Source organism: Celeribacter sp. SCSIO 80788 (assembly GCF_051054295.1).
GTDB lineage: Bacteria > Pseudomonadota > Alphaproteobacteria > Rhodobacterales > Rhodobacteraceae > Celeribacter.
Genome location: NZ_CP150482.1, coordinates 2,005,331 through 2,025,879, shown reverse-complemented (window position 1 = coordinate 2,025,879; position 20,549 = coordinate 2,005,331). Strand labels below are relative to the sequence as shown.

At 61.3% G+C, this 20,549-nt stretch carries 22 protein-coding genes; 10 read left to right on the top strand and 12 right to left on the bottom strand.

The window, feature by feature from the left end:
* Positions 1-58 precede the first annotated feature (58 nt).
* The 5 genes from V1471_RS10245 to lgt form a co-directional block, all read right to left on the bottom strand.
* Positions 59-925: a Hint domain-containing protein gene (locus tag V1471_RS10245; RefSeq protein WP_434288510.1), complete on the bottom strand. Its 867-nt coding sequence runs from the start codon at positions 923-925 to the stop codon at positions 59-61.
* A 211-nt stretch (positions 926-1,136) separates the two neighbouring features.
* On the bottom strand, positions 1,137-1,277 hold the full coding sequence (locus V1471_RS10240; RefSeq protein ID WP_434288508.1) for a hypothetical protein: 141 nt from the start codon (positions 1,275-1,277) through the stop codon (positions 1,137-1,139).
* 307 nt (positions 1,278-1,584) lie between these two features.
* Positions 1,585-2,343 (bottom strand): peptidoglycan editing factor PgeF, encoded by a 759-nt coding sequence (gene pgeF / locus V1471_RS10235; protein ID WP_434288506.1) that lies wholly within the window; start codon positions 2,341-2,343, stop codon positions 1,585-1,587.
* Entirely contained in the window at positions 2,340-3,407 is a 1,068-nt protein-coding gene (locus V1471_RS10230) for a class I SAM-dependent methyltransferase (protein WP_434288504.1), read from the bottom strand. Before V1471_RS10230 ends, pgeF begins: the two co-directional genes overlap by 4 nt.
* Positions 3,404-4,285 (bottom strand): prolipoprotein diacylglyceryl transferase, encoded by an 882-nt coding sequence (lgt, locus tag V1471_RS10225; RefSeq protein ID WP_434288503.1) that lies wholly within the window; start codon positions 4,283-4,285, stop codon positions 3,404-3,406. Before lgt ends, V1471_RS10230 begins: the two co-directional genes overlap by 4 nt.
* Before the next feature lie 105 nt (positions 4,286-4,390).
* On the opposite strand from lgt, the gene V1471_RS10220 reads away from it, so the two are divergent.
* The 4 genes from V1471_RS10220 to V1471_RS10205 all read left to right on the top strand — a co-directional run bounded on the left by V1471_RS10220 (position 4,391) and on the right by V1471_RS10205 (position 6,712).
* Positions 4,391-4,630, top strand: a complete 240-nt coding sequence (locus tag V1471_RS10220) for an accessory factor UbiK family protein (RefSeq protein ID WP_434288502.1) — start codon at positions 4,391-4,393, stop codon at positions 4,628-4,630.
* 319 nt (positions 4,631-4,949) lie between these two features.
* Entirely contained in the window at positions 4,950-5,450 is a 501-nt protein-coding gene (locus V1471_RS10215) for a YbjN domain-containing protein (protein ID WP_066710373.1), read from the top strand.
* Positions 5,451-5,567: 117 nt separating this feature from the next.
* Positions 5,568-6,374 (top strand): pyrroline-5-carboxylate reductase, encoded by an 807-nt coding sequence (proC, locus tag V1471_RS10210; RefSeq protein ID WP_434288500.1) that lies wholly within the window; start codon positions 5,568-5,570, stop codon positions 6,372-6,374.
* Positions 6,371-6,712 carry a tRNA-binding protein gene (locus tag V1471_RS10205; protein ID WP_434288498.1) on the top strand — a complete coding sequence of 114 codons (342 nt, stop codon included), beginning with the start codon at positions 6,371-6,373 and terminating at the stop codon, positions 6,710-6,712. Before proC ends, V1471_RS10205 begins: the two co-directional genes overlap by 4 nt.
* Positions 6,713-6,880: 168 nt before the next feature.
* Here the strand turns inward: V1471_RS10205 and V1471_RS10200 are convergent, their stop codons facing one another.
* Positions 6,881-7,462 (bottom strand): thymidine kinase, encoded by a 582-nt coding sequence (locus tag V1471_RS10200; RefSeq protein ID WP_434290922.1) that lies wholly within the window; start codon positions 7,460-7,462, stop codon positions 6,881-6,883.
* A gap of 386 nt (positions 7,463-7,848) precedes the next feature.
* On the opposite strand from V1471_RS10200, the gene V1471_RS10195 reads away from it, so the two are divergent.
* Positions 7,849-8,307 carry a hypothetical protein gene (locus tag V1471_RS10195; RefSeq protein ID WP_434288496.1) on the top strand — a complete coding sequence of 153 codons (459 nt, stop codon included), beginning with the start codon at positions 7,849-7,851 and terminating at the stop codon, positions 8,305-8,307.
* Positions 8,308-8,357: 50 nt separating this feature from the next.
* Here V1471_RS10195 and V1471_RS10190 read toward each other — a convergent pair whose 3' ends face one another.
* Together V1471_RS10190 and carB are read right to left on the bottom strand one after the other, a co-directional pair.
* On the bottom strand, positions 8,358-9,692 hold the full coding sequence (locus V1471_RS10190; RefSeq protein ID WP_434288494.1) for a DEAD/DEAH box helicase: 1,335 nt from the start codon (positions 9,690-9,692) through the stop codon (positions 8,358-8,360).
* A gap of 347 nt (positions 9,693-10,039) precedes the next feature.
* Positions 10,040-13,399, bottom strand: coding sequence for a carbamoyl-phosphate synthase large subunit (gene carB / locus V1471_RS10185; RefSeq protein WP_434288492.1), 3,360 nt, complete (start codon positions 13,397-13,399; stop codon positions 10,040-10,042).
* 828 nt (positions 13,400-14,227) lie between these two features.
* Between carB and aspS the strand changes: the two genes are divergently transcribed.
* Entirely contained in the window at positions 14,228-16,021 is a 1,794-nt protein-coding gene (gene aspS, locus V1471_RS10180) for an aspartate--tRNA ligase (RefSeq protein WP_434288490.1), read from the top strand.
* A 75-nt stretch (positions 16,022-16,096) separates the two neighbouring features.
* Here the strand turns inward: aspS and V1471_RS10175 are convergent, their stop codons facing one another.
* A complete protein-coding gene (locus V1471_RS10175) occupies positions 16,097-16,816 on the bottom strand; it encodes a response regulator (RefSeq protein ID WP_434288488.1) in 720 nt (239 codons plus the stop codon).
* Positions 16,817-16,985: 169 nt separating this feature from the next.
* On the opposite strand from V1471_RS10175, the gene mce reads away from it, so the two are divergent.
* Both mce and V1471_RS10165 read left to right on the top strand, forming a co-directional pair.
* On the top strand, positions 16,986-17,390 hold the full coding sequence (gene mce, locus V1471_RS10170) for a methylmalonyl-CoA epimerase (protein WP_434288486.1): 405 nt from the start codon (positions 16,986-16,988) through the stop codon (positions 17,388-17,390).
* On the top strand, positions 17,390-17,671 hold the full coding sequence (locus V1471_RS10165; protein WP_434288484.1) for a DUF1467 family protein: 282 nt from the start codon (positions 17,390-17,392) through the stop codon (positions 17,669-17,671). Before mce ends, V1471_RS10165 begins: the two co-directional genes overlap by 1 nt.
* On the opposite strand, the gene V1471_RS10160 is transcribed toward V1471_RS10165, so the two are convergent.
* Together V1471_RS10160 and V1471_RS10155 are read right to left on the bottom strand one after the other, a co-directional pair.
* Entirely contained in the window at positions 17,654-18,355 is a 702-nt protein-coding gene (locus V1471_RS10160; RefSeq protein ID WP_434288482.1) for an EI24 domain-containing protein, read from the bottom strand. The two genes, V1471_RS10165 and V1471_RS10160, sit on opposite strands and share 18 nt — an antisense overlap.
* Positions 18,355-18,933, bottom strand: a complete 579-nt coding sequence (locus tag V1471_RS10155; RefSeq protein ID WP_434288481.1) for a nitroreductase family protein — start codon at positions 18,931-18,933, stop codon at positions 18,355-18,357. Before V1471_RS10155 ends, V1471_RS10160 begins: the two co-directional genes overlap by 1 nt.
* Positions 18,934-19,014: 81 nt before the next feature.
* Between V1471_RS10155 and V1471_RS10150 the strand changes: the two genes are divergently transcribed.
* A complete protein-coding gene (locus V1471_RS10150; protein ID WP_434288480.1) occupies positions 19,015-19,278 on the top strand; it encodes a DUF167 domain-containing protein in 264 nt (87 codons plus the stop codon).
* 91 nt (positions 19,279-19,369) lie between these two features.
* On the opposite strand, the gene V1471_RS10145 is transcribed toward V1471_RS10150, so the two are convergent.
* Positions 19,370-19,609 carry a hypothetical protein gene (locus tag V1471_RS10145; RefSeq protein WP_434288479.1) on the bottom strand — a complete coding sequence of 80 codons (240 nt, stop codon included), beginning with the start codon at positions 19,607-19,609 and terminating at the stop codon, positions 19,370-19,372.
* Between the two features lie 123 nt (positions 19,610-19,732).
* Between V1471_RS10145 and V1471_RS10140 the strand changes: the two genes are divergently transcribed.
* Complete coding sequence (locus V1471_RS10140; RefSeq protein ID WP_434288478.1) at positions 19,733-20,455, top strand: M48 family metallopeptidase; 723 nt, start codon at positions 19,733-19,735, stop codon at positions 20,453-20,455.
* Positions 20,456-20,549 lie beyond the last annotated feature (94 nt).

The following is a 20,549-nucleotide window of genomic DNA, read 5'->3' as shown; positions in this document are numbered from 1 at the left end:
CTGGCAGGGCCGTTTTTCGTGGAAGACCGGTCGGAGGGAAGACCGGTCGTGGAAAGATTTAGCGGAACATCAGCTCCAGAAGATCGCCGGGCGTGAGGCGCGGATATGCCAGCGCACCGAAATCGCCGAGGGTTCCGAGATGCGGGAACAATGCCATGAAGCGCGCGCGCAGATCGCCCTGCAATTGCCCGGTGGCGCTGGTCCCGGGGTGGTAACTTTCAAGCTCGACCCCGTTGACCCGGATCAGGCTGTGCCGTTCGAGCACGAGGTGATAGCTGCGCACGGTGGAGATTGGCGTGATCTCGATCACGGACACCCCGTCGACCATGCCGGTGATCGGGGCCAGCGCCTGCGCGGTGCCAAGCCAGGATTTCAGGGCATCCGCCTGCAACAGGTAGCGCGCACCACCGCCCAGCATCAGGTCGGGCGACGGACGACCGAGGCCGAATGTGTCGGCGGTGATGCGATAGAGCCGTTCGGCACGGGCTTCGGGTGCACGCGTGCCGTGGGTGTCGAGCATTTTGGAGCCGATCCATTCGACCCGTTGTACGCCATTGTCGATCGTCACTACCTTGTCGCCGGGCAGCAGGTCCTCGATCGCCACAGGTCCCGCGACGGTCGGGATCAGCGCGCCGCGTGCAAAAGCGTTGAAGGCGGCTTCGAACACGGGGAGTGCGGGGGCGTTTTGCGGCGTTTCGCAAATGTCACCATTCGGTGCGCGCCAGAGAATGTCGTAGCGGCGCAGCGCTTGCACATGGCGCTCTACCGGGCGGGCGCGGCGCACGGTCCAAGCGGCTTTCGGCTGCACTGTGGCGAGGCCGGAGCCGGACATATGGTCCAGAGCATGGGGCAGCGGTTGCGGAAGGGCACGGCGCTCGGCGCTCAAGTGCGATCCGGCCAAAGAGCCAGACAGGGGCTGCGACATCGGAAACCTCTTACTGTGTCGGCCCCCACCGATAACAGTTCCGATACGATCTCAGATTTACGGCAGGATTGTCAAAAATTTTAGCTAATTACAGTTAACGGCGGAACCAGTCGCCCGGTCCGCCGTCGCTTTGTTTCTTTGTGTCGGGTCAATGCTGCGCCTGTCGTGCCTCGGGGAAGCTTCAGGACGCGAATCGCCGTGCCGGACGGGCTCAGGCTGAGCGGCGCAGCGTCGGTTTGCCGGCTTTCTTCACGATGAAAGCGGTGCGGCGGGCACCACGGACCCAAGGCATTTCGACTTCAGTCTTTTTGGCCTCGGCGATCATCGATTTCATCCAGCGACGGTTTTTCATATCTGCCTCTCTCGTGACCTGAGCCGCAGGAATGACAGGTGTCCTTACTGTTGCGGCGTCTGTTTCGGTGTTGAGAACAATATGCCGGGGCGCTTCGGCGAAAATGGGGCGGGCCGGGTAGAAAGTGTCAGGGAATGCCTCGCAATTGCGCGTGTCGGCCTTTTTCAGAGTGAGTGCTCATTAACCTTAAGAAAATTAAGGTTAATCCATGTGTTTTGGAAGCAATGGAAAAGATGAGGCGCATTGTTTTGGGCGAAAATGGGGCAGTTTTCAGCCCCATTCCTGCCTCAAAGGATAGAGGCAGGTTTCAAAGACGGATGAGTGAGATGAGTCGCCCGTAATCGGCTTCTTTGCGATGCACCGAGCGGCGGTAGGAATAGAAACGCTCCGGATCGGAATAGGTGCAATGCCGGGTCCATTCCGCGTGACCGACCCCGGCCTGACGCAGACGGTGCAACCCATAGGCCGGAAGGTCGAAGAGATAGCGATCCCCTTCGCCGTTGGTGAAAAAACGGCCATTTTCGGGAGCTTCCGCGAGGAAATCTTCGAAAAACTCAGGGCCGACCTCATAGGCGCGTTGCGAAATCGTCGGCCCGATGACGGCGGAAATATTGCCGCGTGTGGCGCCAAGCGCCTCCATCGCGTCGAGTGTCTCTTCGAGCACGCCCGCAATCGCGCCCTTCCACCCGGCATGTGCCGCGCCGATCACACCGGCCTCGCGGTCGGCAAACAACACCGGCTGACAATCGGCGGTGAGAATCACCAGAGCCAGCCCCGGCTGGTCGGTGACCAGCGCGTCCACCTTCGGCGCGGGGCCGTTCTGTGGTGCGTCGATGCGGGCGACATCGGCAGAATGCACCTGATTGGCTGCGCAGAGCGCCTCAAGCCCGAGATCCAGTGCCTGCGCCGCGCGGCTGCGGTTGATCTTGACGATATCGGCCTGATCGGTGGACCCGAGGCCGCAGTTGAGCCCTTCGAACACGCCGGATGAGGCGCCGCCCTTGCGGGTGAAGAACCCGTGCCGGATGCCGGAGAGCGCGTCGGAGGTGATGATGTCGAGTGTCATGCGTCAAATCCCGGGGGCAGCAAAGCGGGGGCGGGTGCAAGCGCCAGCGCTTTGAAAAGGGTTCCCATTTCTGTGGGCGAGGTCAACCGCTCAAATGCACTCTTGTGGGTTTCGAGGGCAGCACCGCTCAGATTTCGCGCAAGCGCCTCCGCGCGGGTCGCAATGCCGAGGCGAGCCAGAAGCGCGCCTTGCGGGATCATCCGGGAGGCGACGACACCGGACGCGTGGGCGGCAAGGCTCAGGGCTTCGAAATCCACATGGGCGGTCAGATCGGCCTGACCGGGGCGGGCGAGCGGATCGACACTCTCATGGGCTTCAAGCGCCTGAAACGTATCGCCGAGGCTGCGCCAGTCGCCATAATCGATAAAGATCGCCGCGCCGCCTCGGGCGATACGCGTGGCGATCTCCGCGACGATGGGCGCGGCGGCGGGGCAAATTTCGACCACGTCGCCGTCTTTTGTGTCACTGAGACGCTGCGCGAGATCGGCGAAGGGCGCGGGCGTGGCGAGACCGAGGGTCAGCGCACCGTCCTTCAGCCCGACTTGTGTTTCTGCCCATCCGGCCCCCTTGCGGGTGAATTGCCGGATCGGCAGTGCGTCGAAAAACTCATTGGCGATGAGCCACAGAGGCGCCTCGGGCAGATCGGACACCTGATCGCACCATGTGACCTCATAGCCCGCAAGCCGCTCATTTTGCACGGCACGCAACGTAGGAGAGGCCTCGATCAGATGCACTTGCATCGCCGCGTGGAACCCCGGAACGCCCCGCGTGGCGCGCAAGATATCGGCCATCAGGGTGCCGCGACCGGGGCCAATTTCGGCCAGTACAAAGGGCGAGGGCGCGCTTTGATCGAGCCAGCTTTGGGCAAGGCAAAGCCCCAGAAGCTCGCCGAACATCTGACTGATTTCCGGCGCGGTGGTGAAATCGCCCTGCGCGCCCAGCGGGTCGCGGGTGGTGTAATAGCCGTGCTCCGGATGAAGCAGGCACTCGGCCATATAGTCCGCCAAAGAGATCGGCCCGGTCTGGGCGATGCGGCGGATCAGGATGTCTTTCAGGGCGGTCATGTGCGTTTGGCGCGCAGCATGAAGAAGAGGCCGAGCAGGATCATCGGGAGGGACAGGAGCTGGCCCATCTGAAGCCCGAGAAAGACCGTGCCATTGGGATTGGCGGCGGTGACGAATTGCGCATCGGGTTGGCGGAAAATCTCGACGATGAACCGCGACACGCCATAGCCCGCGAAGAACAGCCCCATGATCAGGCCCGGCCGTTTGAAGGCCTTGGCGTCCCAGACGAGGATTAAAAGCAACAGGCCGAGGATCAGCCCCTCCATCCCCGCCTCGTAAAGCTGTGAGGGATGGCGGGCGCAAAGCGGCCCGACATTGGCACAGGCCTGCGCCGCCTCGCCGGGGAAGATCACCGCCCAAGGGCCATCCCAAGGTTTGCCCCAAAGCTCGGCATTGACGAAATTCGCGATCCGCCCAAGCAACAATCCCGGCGGCGTCGCCATGGCGAGAAGATCGCCCAGCGACAAAAGCGGTTTCTTGTGCCGCAACCCCCAGAGAAGCGCTGCGACGATGACGCCGAGAAACCCGCCGTGAAACGCCATGCCGCCCTGCCAGACCATCGGGATCTCGATCGGATGCGAGAGGTAATAGCCGGGCTTGTAAAACAGCACATAGCCCAGTCGCCCGCCGACGATCACGCCCAGGATCAGCCATGTCAGCAGGTCTTCGAACTCCGGCTTGGTCAAGGGCGGCGTCTCGGCGGCCCAGAGCCGCGTGGCCCTCAGCGCACGCAGGATGAGAAACCAGCCGATCAGGAAGCCGCCGATATAGGCAAGCGCATACCAATGCAGCGCGAAATGCACCGGGCCGAGATTGATCTCGAACAGGATCGGGGACAGGTCGGGGAAATTCAAAACGGCAGGCAGGCGTGTCAACATGGGCGCAACTGTCGCCACGGCGGGGCGGAAGTCAACCTTGTGATTTGCGCCCCATCGCCCCATATAGGTCACAAGACATCACGAATGTGCCGGACGGAGCCAGACATGCAGACCCGCAACAAGATTCTCGACGATTTTTCCCAACTCATGACCAATGCCATGGGCGTGGCGCAGGGCGCGAAGGACGAGGCGGAAACCGCGCTCAAGAGCGTCATGGACCGTTGGTTGGCAGATCGCGATTTCGTCACCCGCGAGGAATTCGACGCCGTGCGCGCCATGGCGCAGAAGGCCCGCGAGGAAAACGAAGAGCTGAAAAAACGCCTCGACGTGCTTGAGAGCAAGTAAAAAGCCTGATCCGGCAAAGGCCGTTTCAGATCGGATTATGCGCTTGGAAAGCCTCCCCTTGGGGAGGCTTTTTCTGTCCACAGGGGGCTTTAGAGGGCTGGGGAAAAATTAAGCAACTTGTGGATGACCCCGGAATGCTGGGGATAACACAAATATTTCGCTTTACAGATTCGTCGCTTTCATCACACCATATCTGGTAAGGGGAGGTGAAATCCCACCGATCCTTAGAGCAGGCACCAAGTCTTAGTGGCCGCCGCTGTGATGTCGCGTAGGGGGGATGTCGCACAGCCACGGGACGCAGACCAGAAGAGGCCCGTGAATGTCGCTTATTGAGCAGAGCTTTTCCACCGAAATTCACCCGATCGACCTGTGCGAGCACCTGTGCGAGTACAATGACTGGGAATTCGACCGCGTCGCCGAAGATCAGATCGCCATGGCGGTCGAGGGTCAGTGGCGCACCTATTCGATCACGCTGGCGTGGTCGGAATATGACGAAACGCTGCGCCTTATCTGCACCTTCGAGATGGAGCCGCCCGAAGAAAAGCTGCCGCAAATCTTCGACGTGCTGAACCGCGCCAATGACCAGATCTGGACCGGGGCTTTCACCTACTGGCACGAACAGCGCCTGATGGTCTATCGCTACGGTCTCGTCCTCTCGGGCGGCCAGATCGCCAGCCCCGAACAGGTCGACCGTCTGATCGGCGCGGCTGTGGGCGCCGCCGAACGCTTCTACCCGGCCTTCCAGCTTGTGGCCTGGTCGGATCGCTCGCCCGAGGACGCCATGGATGTGGCGATCCGCGAGGCCTACGGGCGCGCGTAAGCGGCATAAGCACCCGCGCGAAATCGCACCGCTTGCCCGCGTTGCGCTCAGGCTTACGATTGATAGAGTGCCCCCTGATGCCCTCAGGGGGCTTTCTTATGACAGACGGAGTGGATCATGGAAAATGTGAAAGCGCGTGGATTGGTGCTTTTGGGCTGTGGCAAGATGGGCTCGGCCATGCTCAAAGGCTGGTTGGCCGGAGGTTTGCCGCCGAGTTCCGTCACCGTTCTCGATCCGCATCCTTCCGATTGGCTGCAATCGACCGGCGTGCATCTCAACACGGATCTGCCGAAAGACCCGGCCATCGTTCTAGTCGCGGTCAAGCCGCAGATGATGGGCGACGCGCTTCCGAAGCTTCAGGCGCTGGGCAATGGTACGACGCTGTTCCTGTCGGTGGCGGCGGGAATCACGCTTGCGACCTATGAAACCGTGCTGGGGGCCGACACGCCTGTCGTGCGCGCCATGCCAAACACGCCGGCGGCCGTGGGGCGGGGCATCACCGCGATCATCGGCAACGCCAAGGCAGGGGCTGAGGATCTCGATCTCGCCGAAACGCTTCTGAGCGCGGTGGGGCAGGTGGTTCGGCTTGAGGACGAGGCCCAGATGGATGCGGTGACCGCCGTCTCCGGTTCCGGTCCGGCCTATGTGTTTCACCTGATCGAAACGCTCGCCGCGGCGGGTGTCGAACAGGGTCTGTCGCCGGAGCTTGCGATGCAGCTGGCCAAGGCCACTGTTGGCGGTTCGGGGCAACTGGCCGAGGAGTCGGACGAAGACCCGGCGCAGCTTCGGGTCAATGTGACCTCTCCGGGGGGCACGACGGCGGCAGCTCTGGCGGTTTTGATGGATGAGAAGACGGGCTTTCCGGCGCTGCTTTCGAAAGCGGTCAAGGCGGCGGCTGATCGGTCGAAGGAACTTGCAGGATGAGCGATCTCATAGACTTCGACGACTTCATGAAGGTCGATCTGCGGGTGGGGACGATCGTGCGGGCGGAGCCTTACCCGGAGGCCCGCAAGCCCGCGATCAAGCTCTGGATCGATTTCGGGCCGGAGATCGGCGAGAAAAAATCCTCGGCCCAGATCACCGTACACTACGCGCCCGAAGCGCTTGTCGGGCAACAGGTGATGGCGGTGGTGAATTTTCCGCCGCGCCAGATCGGGCGATTTATCTCCGAGGTTCTGGTGCTTGGATTTCCGGACGAAAACGGCGCGGTGGTTTTGGCGCGTCCGGATTTGGCCGTGCCGAATGGCGGGCGTTTGCATTGATCCTGAAGATGGGGGCGGAGTATTCCGCCCCTTTTCGTTCGATTGATGGTTTGATCCGTGATCCGATGATCCTTAACGCGCCGTCACAAACAGAGGCGCAAAGCTTAACGCGCTGTCACAATCCGCCTCGGACCCTGTCATAGTCTTTAAAAAACGGTAAACGCGGCCTCAGACATCGCCCATGGCTTCGCGCCAATGTTTGCGGCAGAGCGACACGTAGCGTTCATTGCCGCCGATCTCGACCTGCGCGCCTTCGGTCAAAACCATCCCGCTTTCCGACATGCGCACCACCATCGTGGCTTTCTTCCCGCAATGGCAGATCGTGCGCACTTCGCGCATCTCATCGGCCAAAGCCAGTAACGCTGCCGAGCCGGGGAAAAGATTGCCCTGAAAATCCACGCGCAGCCCGTAGCACATGATCGGTACGCGCAGATCGTCCACCACGCGGGCCAGTTGCCAGACCTGATCCTTGGAAAGGAATTGCGCTTCGTCGATGAAGATGCAGGCCACGGGGCCCTCGGCCAGACGGCGTTCGATCTTGGAGAAAAGGTCTTCGCCCTCCTCGAATGTGTCGGCCTCGGAGCCGATGCCGATGCGACTGCCGATCCGGCCTTCGCCCGCGCGCTTGTCGAATTTCGCGGTGATGAGATAAGTGTCCATCCCGCGTTCGCGATAGTTGTAGGAGGCCTGAAGCAGGAGCGTGGATTTCCCTGCGTTCATCGTGGAATATTGAAAATAGAGCTTTGCCATGGCGATGATGTGCCAGATCGGGGGGAGGGGGATCAAGCGGTCTTGCGACGCTGCGCGAGAAAACCTGCGGCGAAGCTTAGGGTTGCGATTTCAGTTCGCAAAAATGTGCACGGGTGGAAGCCGGAAAAAAGTGAATACTCATGACCAGAAACCGGCAGATGCCCGTAAGGGCTAGGGGATGAGGGAGCCGGAAACGTGCACCTGAGACCCAGACTTCCTTCCCTGAAACGACCTCCACCCGGCCCGATGCCGAGGCACCGGATACTCGTTCATCTCCTGCGACGGCAGGTACGGTCTTGTATGTCATGCAAAAATCGGGAATTTAATGGGAAATGGTAAAGCGAATTCCCCATCCGAGGGATCGTTGAGGGTTAGGGGCACAGGGTATGGATGCAGCCGGAACGTATTTGAAGAAACACACCGAGGCTTTGGTCAAGGATGTGGGTTTGGAAGCGGCGTGTGCGCTGACTGGCAAGTCGAAAGCCACACTTGGACGGTATTATTCGACCGCCGATGAGCATTCTGACCGTTACATGCCTGTCGACGCCGTGGCGCAGCTTGAGACAGCGGCGAGCTATCCGCATGTGACCTCGGCTTTGGCCGAGCTCAAGGGGATTGCACTGTCCTATGATGCGACCCGTAATGAGAGCCCGAAACACGGCGGGGTCAATGCCGATGTGGTCGCCTTGTCGCAGCGATTTGCCATGTTGATGGCGGAATATACCGATGCGATCGAGGATGGAATCATTACGATCAACGAAGCCAAGCGGTTGTTGCGCGAGACGCTTGAACTGCAACAGGTGTTGATCAACATGAAGCTGCATCTGGAACAGGAAGCGACCTGATTTCAAAGGTCTAGAATAGCGAAAGGCGGCTCCGGGAGCCGCCTTTTTTCTTATCCGCGAGACCGTCTGCGTTGCGGGCGCCCGCCGCCGGGGCGCCCGCCGCCGGGGCGGCCGGCCGCTTTCGGGGCGCCGGGTTTGCCGCCCGCAGGCTTGCCACCACCCGGTTTCGCGCCACGCGGACCGCCGCCGCCGCCGCCACCGCCACCACGCCGCCCTTGCGGCTTGGGTTTCGGCGCGGCTTTCTGATCGTCGGCGGCCCAGGAGGCCTTGGTCGCCACGGGAATGCGAATCTTCATCACCTTCTCGATGGCGCGGAATTCGTCGAGCTCGGTCGGCGAACAAAAGGCCACCGCCTTGCCATCGCGTCCGGCGCGCGCGGTGCGGCCGATCCGGTGAACGAAATTCTCCGGCACGTTCGGCAGCTCGAAGTTGTAGACATGGCGCACCGCCGGGATGTCGATCCCGCGTGCGGCCACATCGGTCGCGACCAGAACCTTGATCTGGCCGCTTTTTGCCGCCGCCAGCGTGCGTTCGCGCTGACCTTGGGATTTGTTGCCGTGGATAGATCCGGCCTCGAATCCGTCGCGGGCAAGGTTCTTCGCCAGACGTTCGGCCCCGTGTTTGGTACGGGCAAAAACCAGCGCCAATTCATCGGAGTGATCGCAGAGCAGTTCCTTGAGCAGCTCGAATTTCTCCGGCTGCGGGATGAAATGCACCTCCTGCTCGATCTTGTCGGCGGCCTTGCCCGGAGGCGAAACCTCGATGCGTACGGGCGAGGTGAGATAGCTCTGGGCGATCTCGTTCATCTCTTTCGACATGGTGGCGGAGAACAGCATGGTCTGCCGCTCTTTCGCCAGCATCGGCACGAGTTTGCGCAGCGCATGGATGAAGCCCATGTCGAGCATCTGGTCGGCCTCGTCGAGGACAAGGAAAGTGGTCTCATCGAGACGCACCGCCTTGCGGTCGATCAGGTCCATCAAACGGCCGGGCGTCGCAACGAGAATGTCTGTGCCACGATCCAGACGGTTGATCTGGGCGTTGATCGACACGCCGCCGACGACGCGGTTGAGCTTGAGATGGCTGCCCTTTATGAAGGGGAAAAGCCCGTCGGCGATCTGGTTCACCAGCTCGCGGGTCGGGGCCAGAATAAGCGCGCGCACGGTCTGAGGCGAAGGTTTCGAACCGTCGGAAAACGCCATGTGCAAAAGCGGCAGGCCGAAGGCGAGCGTTTTGCCCGTGCCGGTCTGGGCAAGGCCCATGACGTCGCGGCCGTTCATCACTTCGGGAATGGCGCGGGCCTGAATGGGGGTCGGGGTCTCGATGCCGATCTCTTTGAGCACATCGAGCAGCTTCGGCTTGAGGCCGAGCATGGAAAAATCAGTCATATACGTCCTTTGGTGGGCGGACCCACACGCGAAAACGCCGCCCCATCGGGGTCGGCGCGGTTTGGTCGCGGAAAAGGTCACCGGAGAGGGCCACATGCCCGCCCCGTCTTTCCGCCGGACCCCTGCGTGATATGGGAACCTTTGGGCGTCATGGGAGACGCCCGGCATCCGTCACCTGCGGCGCCTGCCTGAAACGGCCTGTGCGCGGCTGCTCACGCGGCAGCATGGGGTGCGGATCGGTGTCAAATGGGGGAGAGTGGCGCGGAAGTCAAGGGATTTGCTGCATCCGCAAAAGAAACAGGCCCCGCGAGGGCGGGGCCTGTTTCAATTCAGGAGAGGTAAAAGCCTTAGACGTCCTGAAGGCTCAGCACCTCGATCTCGCCTTCCAGCCGCGCCTTGATCGCCATGGCGGCGGCATGCGAGGCGGCGGCGGTGGTGAAATACGGGATCTTGTCGTAGAGCGCGACCGAGCGGATTTCGCGCGAGTCGTCCAGCGCCTGCTGGCCTTCCGTGGTGTTCAGTACGAGGGCGATCTCGCCGTCTTTCATCATATCGACGATGTTCGGGCGGCCTTCATAGACCTTGTTCACGACCTTGCTCGCCACACCGTTTTCCTTGAGGAACTTGGCGGTGCCACGGGTCGCGATGATCTCGAAGCCCAGATCAGACAGCGTTTTCATCGCCTCGACCATTTTCGGTTTCTTGTCGTAGTTCTTCACCGAGACAAAGACTTTGCCGGAGCTCGGCAGGTTGGTTCCTGCGCCCATCTGCGACTTGAGGAAGGCGCGGGCAAAGCTCTTGTCGGCGCCCATGACCTCGCCCGTCGAGCGCATTTCCGGCCCGAGGATCGTGTCGACGCCCGGGAAACGGGCAAAGGGCAGCACGGCCTCTTTCACTGCAAAACGCCCGGTGCTCGCGGGATCGACCAGATCGAACGTATCGAGTTTTTCACCGGCCATGAGCCGTGCGGCGATGGAGGCGATCGGGCTGTTCACCGCTTTCGCGACAAACGGCACGGTGCGGGAGGCACGCGGGTTGACCTCGATGAGGTAGATCACATCGTCTTTGACCGCATATTGCACGTTCATCAGGCCGACCACATTGAGCGCCAGCGCCAGAGCTTCGGTCTGACGTTTCAACTCCTCGATGATCTCGGGCTTGAGCGAATAGGGCGGCAGCGAACAGGCGCTGTCGCCGGAGTGAACGCCCGCCTCTTCGATGTGCTGCATGATGCCTGCGACATGGACCTTTTCGCCGTCGCAAAGTGCGTCGACGTCGATCTCGGTCGCGCCGGACAGGTAGCTGTCGAGCAAGACCGGGCTGTCGCCCGACACCACCACAGCGTCGCGGATGTAGCGTTTCAGGCCTTCCATATCGCGCACGATCTCCATCGCGCGGCCCCCCAGAACGTAGGATGGGCGGATCACCAGCGGGAAGCCGATGTCGGCTGCAATCTCAATCGCTTCGTCGTCGGAATGCGCGATGCCGTTGTGCGGCTGCTTGAGATCGAGACGGTTCACGAGATCCTGGAACCGTTCGCGGTCTTCGGCGAGGTCGATGGCGTCCGGCGTGGTGCCAAGGATCGGAATGCCTTCGGCTTCGAGCGCATTGGCGAGTTTCAGCGGCGTCTGGCCACCGAACTGTACAATGACGCCATGCAGCGTACCGTTGTCCTGCTCGACACGGAGGATTTCCATGACGTGCTCAAAGGTCAGCGGCTCGAAATAGAGGCGATCAGAGGTATCGTAATCGGTCGAAACCGTCTCCGGGTTGCAGTTCACCATGATTGTCTCGTAGCCCTGTTCGGTCAGCGAGAAACAGGCGTGACAGCAGCAATAATCGAACTCGATCCCTTGGCCGATCCGGTTCGGACCGCCGCCCAGGATGACGACTTTTTTGCGCTCGGAGGGGCGCGCCTCGCATTCCACCTCGCCCATCATGGGCATTTCATAGGTGGAGTACATATAGGGCGTCTGCGCCTCGAACTCGGCGGCGCAGGTGTCGATGCGTTTGAACACGGCGGTGACGCCGAGGTTGTGGCGCGCGCGGCGCACATTGGCTTCGTCGCGCCCCGTCAGTTTCGCCAGACGCGCATCTGTGAAACCGAGCATCTTGAGCTTGCGCAGCCCTTCTTCGGTGACCGGCAGGCCGTCTTTTTTGATCTCGCACTCGGCGGCCATGATCTCGCGAATACGGGCCAAGAACCATGGATCGAAAGAGTTGATCTCGTTGATTTCTTCGTCGGTGAAGCCAAAGCGCATGGCCTGCGCGATCACACGGAGGCGATCCGGGGTGGCCTTCGCCAGCTCGCGGGTCACGGTCTTGTCGATCATCTGCTGGGCCGCGGCATCGGCACCGAGAAGAATACGGGGCAGGGTGTCTTCGGCACCATCGGCCTCAACGATCTGCGCCGGTTTCGGCATATCGGGCAGGTCGATCTCGTCGAACCCGGTGAGACCCGATTCCATCGAGGCCAGAGCCTTTTGCATCGACTCGTGGAAGGTCCGGCCAATCGCCATCGCTTCGCCCACGGATTTCATCGCGGTGGTCAGCTCCGGTTTTGCGCCGGGGAATTTCTCGAAGGCGAATTTCGGGATTTTCGTCACGACATAGTCGATGGTCGGCTCAAAGGAAGCCGGCGTCACCTTGGTGATGTCGTTGTCCAGCTCGTCGAGCGTATAGCCGACGGCCAGTTTCGCGGCGATCTTGGCGATCGGGAAACCGGTGGCTTTCGACGCCAGAGCCGAAGAACGCGACACGCGCGGGTTCATTTCGATCACGACCATCCGGCCATCGGCGGGGTTCACCGCCCATTGCACGTTGGAGCCACCGGTCTCCACGCCGATCTCACGCAGCACGTTGATCGAATGGGTCCGCATGATCTGGTATTCTTTGTCGGTCAGCGTCAGGGCCGGGGCGACGGTCACCGAGTCGCCGGTGTGCACGCCCATCGGGTCGACGTTCTCGATGGAACAGACGATGATCGCGTTGTCCGCCTTGTCGCGCACCACCTCCATCTCGAACTCTTTCCAGCCGAGAAGGCTTTCGTCGACGAGGATCTGCGCGACCGGCGAGGCTTCGAGACCGGAGCGGCAGATTTTCTCGTAATCGTCGCGGTTATAGGCAATGCCGCCGCCTGTGCCGCCGAGGGTAAAGGCGGGGCGGATGATCGCCGGAAGACCGATGTGTTCGAGCGCTTCCATCGCGGTTTTCATGCCTGCGGCGATGTCATAGCCGCCGTTTTCGCGTTTCGGGGCGGCGACGATGTCGGCTTTCGGGTTCTCGATGCCGAGACGGTCCATCGCTTCGCGGAACAGTTTGCGGTCTTCGGCCATCTCGATGGCTTCGCGTTTCGCACCGATCAGCTCGACGTTGAACTTGTCGAGCACGCCCATGTCGGCCAGAGCCAGAGAGGTATTCAGCCCGGTTTGCCCGCCCATAGTGGGCAGGAGCGCGTCCGGGCGTTCTTTCTCGATGATCTTGGCCACGACCTCGGGGGTGATCGGCTCGATATAGGTCGCATCCGCCATGTCCGGGTCGGTCATGATCGTCGCGGGGTTGGAGTTCACGAGGATGACCCGGTAGCCCTCTTCGCGCAGCGCCTTACAGGCTTGGGCGCCGGAGTAGTCAAACTCGCAGGCCTGCCCGATGATGATCGGCCCCGCACCAATGATCATGATGGAGGAAATATCGGTTCTCTTCGGCATGGCGGACCCCGGCAATATGTTGAGCAGCACTTCGCGCGCACCTCATAGCAGGGCACGCGCAAATTGTCGTGGGTTATAGTCATGGAGCGATTGGGCGCAAGGGTGGAAAGCTGGCTTTTGGGCATGTTGCCACAAAAAACGGTACGCCCGGATGGGGCGTTTTGAGACGCGGGCGGTGGCCGTTTCTGTCTTTGAATTGTCCACAATGGGTCCGGGTGGGGTCATATTCATCCAATAAATTGGGGGGAATTAAGAGACGGAAAATGTGTATTCAAAATATTTTGTTAGGTGTTTTGTACGTCGATAAAAGATTTGCCGCAGGACGTAGTTGCCGGACCGTTTTTCAAATCCATCTGGCGCAGGGCGAGCGCTCCGAACGCCGTTTTAGGGGCGGGGACCTTCATCTGGCGATCGGTCGCCTGTTTCTCATCTATGCGGGGACGAATCCTCTCATGGTTCTGACGGCGGTTACGCAGGCGTTCGGTTTCGCAGCGCATCTTACGGCGTATATTCTGCCGGTTTGGCTGCTCGTTGCGAGTTGTGCTCTCGGTGTATCTCGGCAGGTATTATGCCGTGGATGGATACGCCTCTGTCCTGATCGTGGTCGGGCTCTCCCGCGTCATGGTGACGGGGAGAGTTCCGCCCCCTGGCAAATGGCCTGCATCGGACTGTGTTGTCATTGGGGCTCCGATGCGCTGAGTTTTGCGCGCTTCGGGGCAGTTCGGACTGCGTGGAAGGCCACGAACCCTTGACTTTCCCCGCTTGTACGAGTGTATCAGCCCAAGCGCCTTTTAAAGGCATGGCACGTTTTCCAAAGGGACCTGATACATGCACGTCTATCGCAGCCACACCTGCGCCGAACTGAACCAATCCAATGTGGGCGACACCGTGCGCCTCTCCGGCTGGGTGCACCGCATCCGGGACCACGGCGGCATTCTCTTCGTCGATCTGCGTGACCATTACGGTATGACCCAGGTGCTTTGCGATCCGGACAGCCCGGTGTTCTCCGCGCTGGAGAAAGTGCGTTCCGAATGGTGCATCCGCATCGACGGCACGGTGAAGGCGCGTGACCCGGAGTTGGTAAACCCGAAACTCCCCACGGGCGAGATCGAAGTGTTCGTGCGCGATCTCGAGGTGCTTGGCTCTGCCAAGGAACTGCCGTTGATGGTGTTCGGCGATCAGGAATACCCGGAAGAGACCCGTCTGAAATACCGCTATCTCGACCTGCGCCGCGAGAGCATGCAGCAGAACATGATCCTGCGCTCCAATGTGGTGGCCGATCTGCGTCAACGCATGTGGGCCAAAGGCTTCAACGAATTCCAGACGCCGATCATCACCGCCTCGTCGCCCGAGGGCGCGCGTGACTTCCTGGTGCCGTCCCGTCTGCATCCGGGCAAATTCTACGCCCTGCCGCAGGCGCCGCAGCAGTTCAAACAGCTTCTGATGGTCTCGGGTTTCGACAAATATTTCCAGATTGCGCCGTGCTTCCGCGACGAAGACCCGCGCGCCGACCGCTCGCCGACCGATTTCTATCAACTCGACGTGGAAATGTCCTTTGTCACGCAACAGGATATTTTCGATGTGATGGAGCCGGTGATCGCGGACATGTTCGACAAGTTCGGCAAGGGCCGTCTGGCGAACCGCGACTGGCCGCAGATCTCGTATCGCGATTCCGCGCTCTGGTACGGCACCGACAAGCCGGACCTGCGCAACCCGATCAAAATGCAGGACGTGTCCGAGCATTTCCGCGGGTCGGGTTTTGCGATCTTCGCCAAGCTCCTCGAACAAGAGGGCAACGAGGTGCGTGCGATCCCGGCCCCGAAAGGCGGTTCGCGCAAATTCTGCGACCGGATGAACAAATTCGCCCAACAAGAGGGCCTGCCGGGGATGGGGTACATCTTCTGGCGCGAAACCGATGGTGAAATGGAAGCGGCTGGCCCGCTTGCGAAAAACATCGGCCCGGAACGCACGGAGGCGATCCGTCAGCAGCTCGGTCTCGAAATCGGCGATGCGGCTTTCTTCCTCGGTGGCAAACCGAAGTCCTTTGAGCGTGTGGCGGGCAAAGCCCGCACCGTGATCTGGGAAGAGACGCCGAAAGCGCCCGAGGACGAAAACTGGCGCGATCAGTTCATGTTTGCTTGGATCGTCGATTTCCCGATCTACGAACAGGACGAAGAAACCGGCAAGATCGATTTCGAACACAACCCGTTCTCCATGCCGCAGGGCGGCATGGACGCGCTTTTGGGCGATCCGCTCAAGGTGCTGGGCAACCAGTATGACCTCGCCTGTAACGGCTACGAGCTTGTGTCCGGCGCAATCCGGAACCACCAGCCGGAGATCATGTTCAAGGCGTTCGAGATTGCCGGTTATGGCAAGGACGAGGTCGAGAAACGCTTTGGCGGCATGGTCAACGCCTTTCAATACGGCGCCCCGCCGCACGGGGGCTGCGCGCTTGGCATCGACCGCGCGGTGATGATCCTCGCCGATCAGGACAACATCCGCGAAGTGATGCTTTTCCCGATGAACCAGCGTGCCGAAGATCTGATGATGGGTGCGCCGTCTGAGCCGACCAACGAACAGCTTCGCGAGCTGAACCTGCGGGTTATTCCGCAAGAGCAGTAAGCGGTCTGAAAAGACATGACAAAGGCGCGGAGAGCGATCTTCGCGCCTTTTGTTTTGGGGAGGAGTGTTGGTGGATTACACCACCTTGCGCGGTTCGATGCGGGATTGCACAAGGCCCGCGACGCGCGCCACCTCAGAGCCATAGGGCAGGCCCTTTTCGCGGTGATAGGCCAGCTCCTTGGCCGCCACTTCCATCTCCGCATCGCCCGCCGTGCGGGCCACGCCGCCGAGAAATTGCGCGATATAGTCCAGAAGATTCTCCCCGCCTTCGGTGGTCAGAAGATCGGCGATATGCACGAAATCGTCCTGAAGGGCGATGGGATCGGGGCTGATCACGTCGGAATTGACGGCGTGCAGACCTTCGGGGCGCACGCCTTCGGGCAGACAGGAGAGAACGCGTTCCTGAAAGGCCCCGAGCGAGGAAATCGGTTTCTCGATAAAGCCGTCCGCCCCCGCCGTATGGGCCAACGTCTCTGCGCCGCTGTCGCCGGACATGCCGAGCAGCACGTCGACACGGGGGCGGGCATGGGACAGCTCGTCGATCAGTTCGGCGCCGGAGCCATCCGGCAAGCCGAGATCGACAATCACCACATTCGGGCGATAGACCCGCAGATGTTTGCGCGCGGCCGTGAGGCTGTCGGCGCGTCGGATGCGCGCACCGGAGCGCAGGCATAACAGGCGCATCGCCTCGGAGGCGAAACGGCTGTCCTCCACCACGAGAACGGTGAGGCCCAGAAGCGGGCGGTCGGCGGTCGGCATCGGTGCGACCATCAGGCTGTCGAGATTGTCGGTCATTTCATGGCTCCATCCAGTGCGAGTCGGATTAAGCCCGAAACTGGTGAATGAGCGGTTAACCAAGCGCCGCACGCGGACAGATCGGCACTCTGTGAGCGCAAACGCCCCCTTGCGGCCTTGCCTGCGGCGGGCGATAACCGGGCAAAGACCCCATCTGGAGGAGAGAAACATGATCGGTCGTCTCAACCACGTCGCCATTGCCGTGCCGGATCTCGAAGCGGCGTCCGCACAATATGCGAATACGCTTGGCGCCAAGGTGAACCCGCCGCAGGACGAACCGGATCATGGCGTGACCGTGGTGTTCATCGAATTGCCGAACACCAAGATCGAACTGCTCTATCCGCTGGGCGAAAACTCCCCGATCCAGGGCTTTCTCGACAAGAACCCTTCGGGCGGCATTCACCACATTTGTTATGAGGTCGACGACATCCTCGCCGCCCGCGACAAACTCAAAGCCGAAGGTGCGCGCGTCCTCGGCACGGGCGAGCCGAAAATCGGCGCCCATGGCAAGCCGGTTCTGTTCCTGCACCCGAAAGATTTCAACGGCTGCCTGATCGAGCTTGAGCAGGTCTGATGGCGATCACCTCGGCCATCGTCCTCTATGCGGTGACATGGTTCATGACCATGCTCGTCGCGCTGCCCATCGGTTTGAAAACACAGGGTGATCTGGGCGAAAAGGTCGAGGGCACCCATGACGGGGCACCAGCGAATTACAACCCGAAGCGTAAGGCGCTTTGGGTGACGATTGTGGCGACGGCGATCTGGGCCGTACTGGTCGCGGTGATCCTGTCGGGCTGGGTGAGCTGGCACGATCTGGACTGGACCGCGAGGTTGCCCTCAGTGGCCGACAGTTGAACTGCCTTCGAGCCGCATGAACATATGGGTGAAGGTGGCCGCGCCCAGAACCGGGATCAGCAGGTTCACAAGCGGGATCGACAGCGGGATCGCCATCAAGGCCCCCGCCAGCCAGATCTCCGGCATATGGCGTTTGCGCGCGGCTTTCGCGCCCTCCCGCCCGAGGCGGCGCATCGCAACCATCTGGAAATATTCCCGGCCCAGCAGGAAACCGTTCAAGGCCCAGAAAATCACCGGTGCTGCGATGTTGAGGAGCAGGTAGAGCACCAGCGCGATCAGGTTGGCGACCACGATGACGCCAAGAAAGCCCAAAGAATCCATAAGCATATCGGAGAACGACTGGCGCGGTACCTCCGGCAGGCCGGGGTAATGGACGTCTTCGACCGCCTCGGAGACCTCTTCGAGAAACAGCCCTGTGAAGGCGGAGGCGACGGGGACCATCAGGAAGACCGACAGGCCGATCATCAGGAAAAACGAGCCGATCGAGAGCGCGTTGTCGACCCATGTGATTTCGCCGATGAGCGGCAGGGTGAATGTGTCGGGCACGAAGATGCCGATGACCCAGACAAAGGCCAGATAGATCGCCACCAGAAGCGCGAGGGTCAGACCGAGGCCTTTGAGCAGAACCGATTGAAAACGCTTGTCTCCAAGCTGGCCGATAGCCTTGGCGAAGTCGCTGAACATCACGCGTCCATCCATGTAACGATGGCGGCAAGATCGGGGCGCGGGCGCTCCGGCGGGGCGACGGTTTCGGTGCCGATGTGAATGAGACCAGCGATGCTTTCATGGGGCGCGAGACCGAGGCCGTCCTCGCAGAAGTCGCGATCAAAAGAGGCCCAGCCCGACAGCCAGTTGGCGCCCCAACCAGCGGCGAGAGCGGCGTTCAGCAGCGACAGACAGACGGCGCCTGCGGAGTAAAGCTGTTCGATTTCCGGGACCTTGTCGCTCTCTTTCGGAGAGAAGACAACGGCGACGGCGAGATCGGCGTCGGCATATTGGCGATAGGCTTTCTCGATCTTCTCCTCGGCGATTTTGTTCTTTTTGGCCAATGGGTTGATCATCCCGGCGAGGCGCGTGAGGGCGTCTTTTTCCAAGACGATAAAGCGCCAGGGTTCGAGCTTTCCGTGATCCGGCGTGCGTGCCGCCGCGGTCAGGATCGGCATCAGAGCGTTGCGATCCGGCACGGGGGCCGTGAGCGTCTTGGCAGGACGGGAGCGGCGGGTCAGGAGGAAGTCGAGAGCGGCGGGATTGGGAGCGGGCATGGGAGGCCTTTCATCAGCGGGTCGCCCAACATGTCGTCATTTTTGGAGGTGTTTTCAACCGCTCAGATGGTATGAGAGGCCATGGATAAAGCGGAATTGAAAGCAGCCCTTGAGGCGGCGGTGACAGACGGGCTTTTGGCGGTGCGCGTGACCCCCAAAGCCTCGCGCAATGCGGTGACGGTCGAGGACGGGCAGGTGCGGGCCTATGTGACCACGGTACCCGAGGGGGGCAAGGCGACGAAAGACGTAATCAAACTGCTGGCGAAAGCCATGGGGCGGGCGAAAAGCGAGCTGGTTTTGGTGCGGGGAGAGACCTCTCGGGACAAGGTGTTCCGTGTCGAGTAACGCCGCCATTTCGGACCAAAATCCCCGTCGGCAAAGCGTCGGACTTTTGTCGGACTTCTGTCGGACAAGCGAAAGCGGAGAGGCGCGGTCCTCACTCGTCGACAGGTGTCAGCCGATAGGCACCTTCGGGCAGGTCGAGCGCGGCGCCGAGGTCGCGGAGCTGTTGCAGGGAAAAGGTGATCTTGTGCACCCGGTCGGTGCGCGGATCGAGCTGTTCCACGGTCACGCATTCGGCGAAGGCCGAGATGATGACATCTTCCTGAAGAGGGGTTTCGCCCTCATCGACAATGGTGACGACTGTGGCGTCGAAATCGTGTTCGATGGTAAACATGAGGCGATGCTGCACCTGCGGCGGGAGAAAAGCAAGACACACGTTGCCGTGAGGGCGAAAGCTGTGGCTGGAAGGCGGTGCCGTGAGCGGATATTTTGCCGCTGTCGTCGGAGGGGAACCGTCATGCGTCGAACACTTGTCAGCGGACTGATCGGGAGCGCCCTGCTCGCGGGCTGCGTCGAAACCACATCTGCGCCGGTCTCCGTGCCGCCGCGCTCCGAGCCTGTCGGCGTGTCGCAAAGCGCGGGGCGCGCGGGGGCGATGACGGTCGCGGATTTCAGGCAGGTGGTGTCGCGGGTCGAGCCGGTGGCGGAGCGCGAATGCCGGACCCGGACCACGGGGGCGAATTGCGATTTCAAGATCGTGGTGGAGAACGACCCGAGCGCGCCGGCCAATGCCTGGCAGACGCTCGACAGTGCGGGGCGGCCGGTGTTGACCTTTACGGTGGCGCTGATTGCGGAGGTGCAGAATACCGACGAGCTGGCCTTTGTCATGGGGCATGAGGCGGCGCATCATATTTCGGGGCATATCGCGCGCAGTCAGGAGAAGGCGCTCACGGGCGCGCTTCTGGGCGGGGTTCTGATCGCGGCGATGGGCGGCGACGCCAATGCGATCAGCAGCGCGCAGGATATTGGCGCGACGGTCGGCGCGCGGAGCTATTCGAAGAACTATGAGCTGGAGGCCGATCAGCTCGGCACGGTGATCGCCTATCGCGCGGGCTACAACCCGGTGCGCGGGGCGGAATATTTCACGCGCATTCCCGATCCGGGCGACCGGTTCCTCGGCTCTCACCCGCCGAACGCGCAGCGGATCGAGACCGTTCGCCGGACCATGGCGACGCTGTAATTCCTAACGTTCTCACGGAGTTGTGTGCGAAGTCACCGTCTCGCCGCAGCACCGTCCCGGTTTTGCCCCGATCTGTGTCCAGATCGGAGAACGG

Bases quoted from the DNA above. Each gene is read 5' to 3' on its own strand.
- V1471_RS10245 (WP_434288510.1), bottom strand. From the start codon at position 925: ATGTCGCAGCCCCTGTCTGGCTCTTTGGCCGGATCGCACTTGAGCGCC.
- V1471_RS10240 (WP_434288508.1), bottom strand. From the start codon at position 1,277: ATGAAAAACCGTCGCTGGATGAAATCGATGATCGCCGAGGCCAAAAAG.
- pgeF (WP_434288506.1), bottom strand. From the start codon at position 2,343: ATGACACTCGACATCATCACCTCCGACGCGCTCTCCGGCATCCGGCAC.
- V1471_RS10230 (WP_434288504.1), bottom strand. From the start codon at position 3,407: ATGACCGCCCTGAAAGACATCCTGATCCGCCGCATCGCCCAGACCGGG.
- lgt (WP_434288503.1), bottom strand. From the start codon at position 4,285: ATGTTGACACGCCTGCCTGCCGTTTTGAATTTCCCCGACCTGTCCCCG.
- V1471_RS10220 (WP_434288502.1), top strand. From the start codon at position 4,391: ATGCAGACCCGCAACAAGATTCTCGACGATTTTTCCCAACTCATGACC.
- V1471_RS10215 (WP_066710373.1), top strand. From the start codon at position 4,950: ATGTCGCTTATTGAGCAGAGCTTTTCCACCGAAATTCACCCGATCGAC.
- proC (WP_434288500.1), top strand. From the start codon at position 5,568: ATGGAAAATGTGAAAGCGCGTGGATTGGTGCTTTTGGGCTGTGGCAAG.
- V1471_RS10205 (WP_434288498.1), top strand. From the start codon at position 6,371: ATGAGCGATCTCATAGACTTCGACGACTTCATGAAGGTCGATCTGCGG.
- V1471_RS10200 (WP_434290922.1), bottom strand. From the start codon at position 7,462: ATGGCAAAGCTCTATTTTCAATATTCCACGATGAACGCAGGGAAATCC.
- V1471_RS10195 (WP_434288496.1), top strand. From the start codon at position 7,849: ATGGATGCAGCCGGAACGTATTTGAAGAAACACACCGAGGCTTTGGTC.
- V1471_RS10190 (WP_434288494.1), bottom strand. From the start codon at position 9,692: ATGACTGATTTTTCCATGCTCGGCCTCAAGCCGAAGCTGCTCGATGTG.
- carB (WP_434288492.1), bottom strand. From the start codon at position 13,399: ATGCCGAAGAGAACCGATATTTCCTCCATCATGATCATTGGTGCGGGG.
- aspS (WP_434288490.1), top strand. From the start codon at position 14,228: ATGCACGTCTATCGCAGCCACACCTGCGCCGAACTGAACCAATCCAAT.
- V1471_RS10175 (WP_434288488.1), bottom strand. From the start codon at position 16,816: ATGACCGACAATCTCGACAGCCTGATGGTCGCACCGATGCCGACCGCC.
- mce (WP_434288486.1), top strand. From the start codon at position 16,986: ATGATCGGTCGTCTCAACCACGTCGCCATTGCCGTGCCGGATCTCGAA.
- V1471_RS10165 (WP_434288484.1), top strand. From the start codon at position 17,390: ATGGCGATCACCTCGGCCATCGTCCTCTATGCGGTGACATGGTTCATG.
- V1471_RS10160 (WP_434288482.1), bottom strand. From the start codon at position 18,355: ATGTTCAGCGACTTCGCCAAGGCTATCGGCCAGCTTGGAGACAAGCGT.
- V1471_RS10155 (WP_434288481.1), bottom strand. From the start codon at position 18,933: ATGCCCGCTCCCAATCCCGCCGCTCTCGACTTCCTCCTGACCCGCCGC.
- V1471_RS10150 (WP_434288480.1), top strand. From the start codon at position 19,015: ATGGATAAAGCGGAATTGAAAGCAGCCCTTGAGGCGGCGGTGACAGAC.
- V1471_RS10145 (WP_434288479.1), bottom strand. From the start codon at position 19,609: ATGTTTACCATCGAACACGATTTCGACGCCACAGTCGTCACCATTGTC.
- V1471_RS10140 (WP_434288478.1), top strand. From the start codon at position 19,733: ATGCGTCGAACACTTGTCAGCGGACTGATCGGGAGCGCCCTGCTCGCG.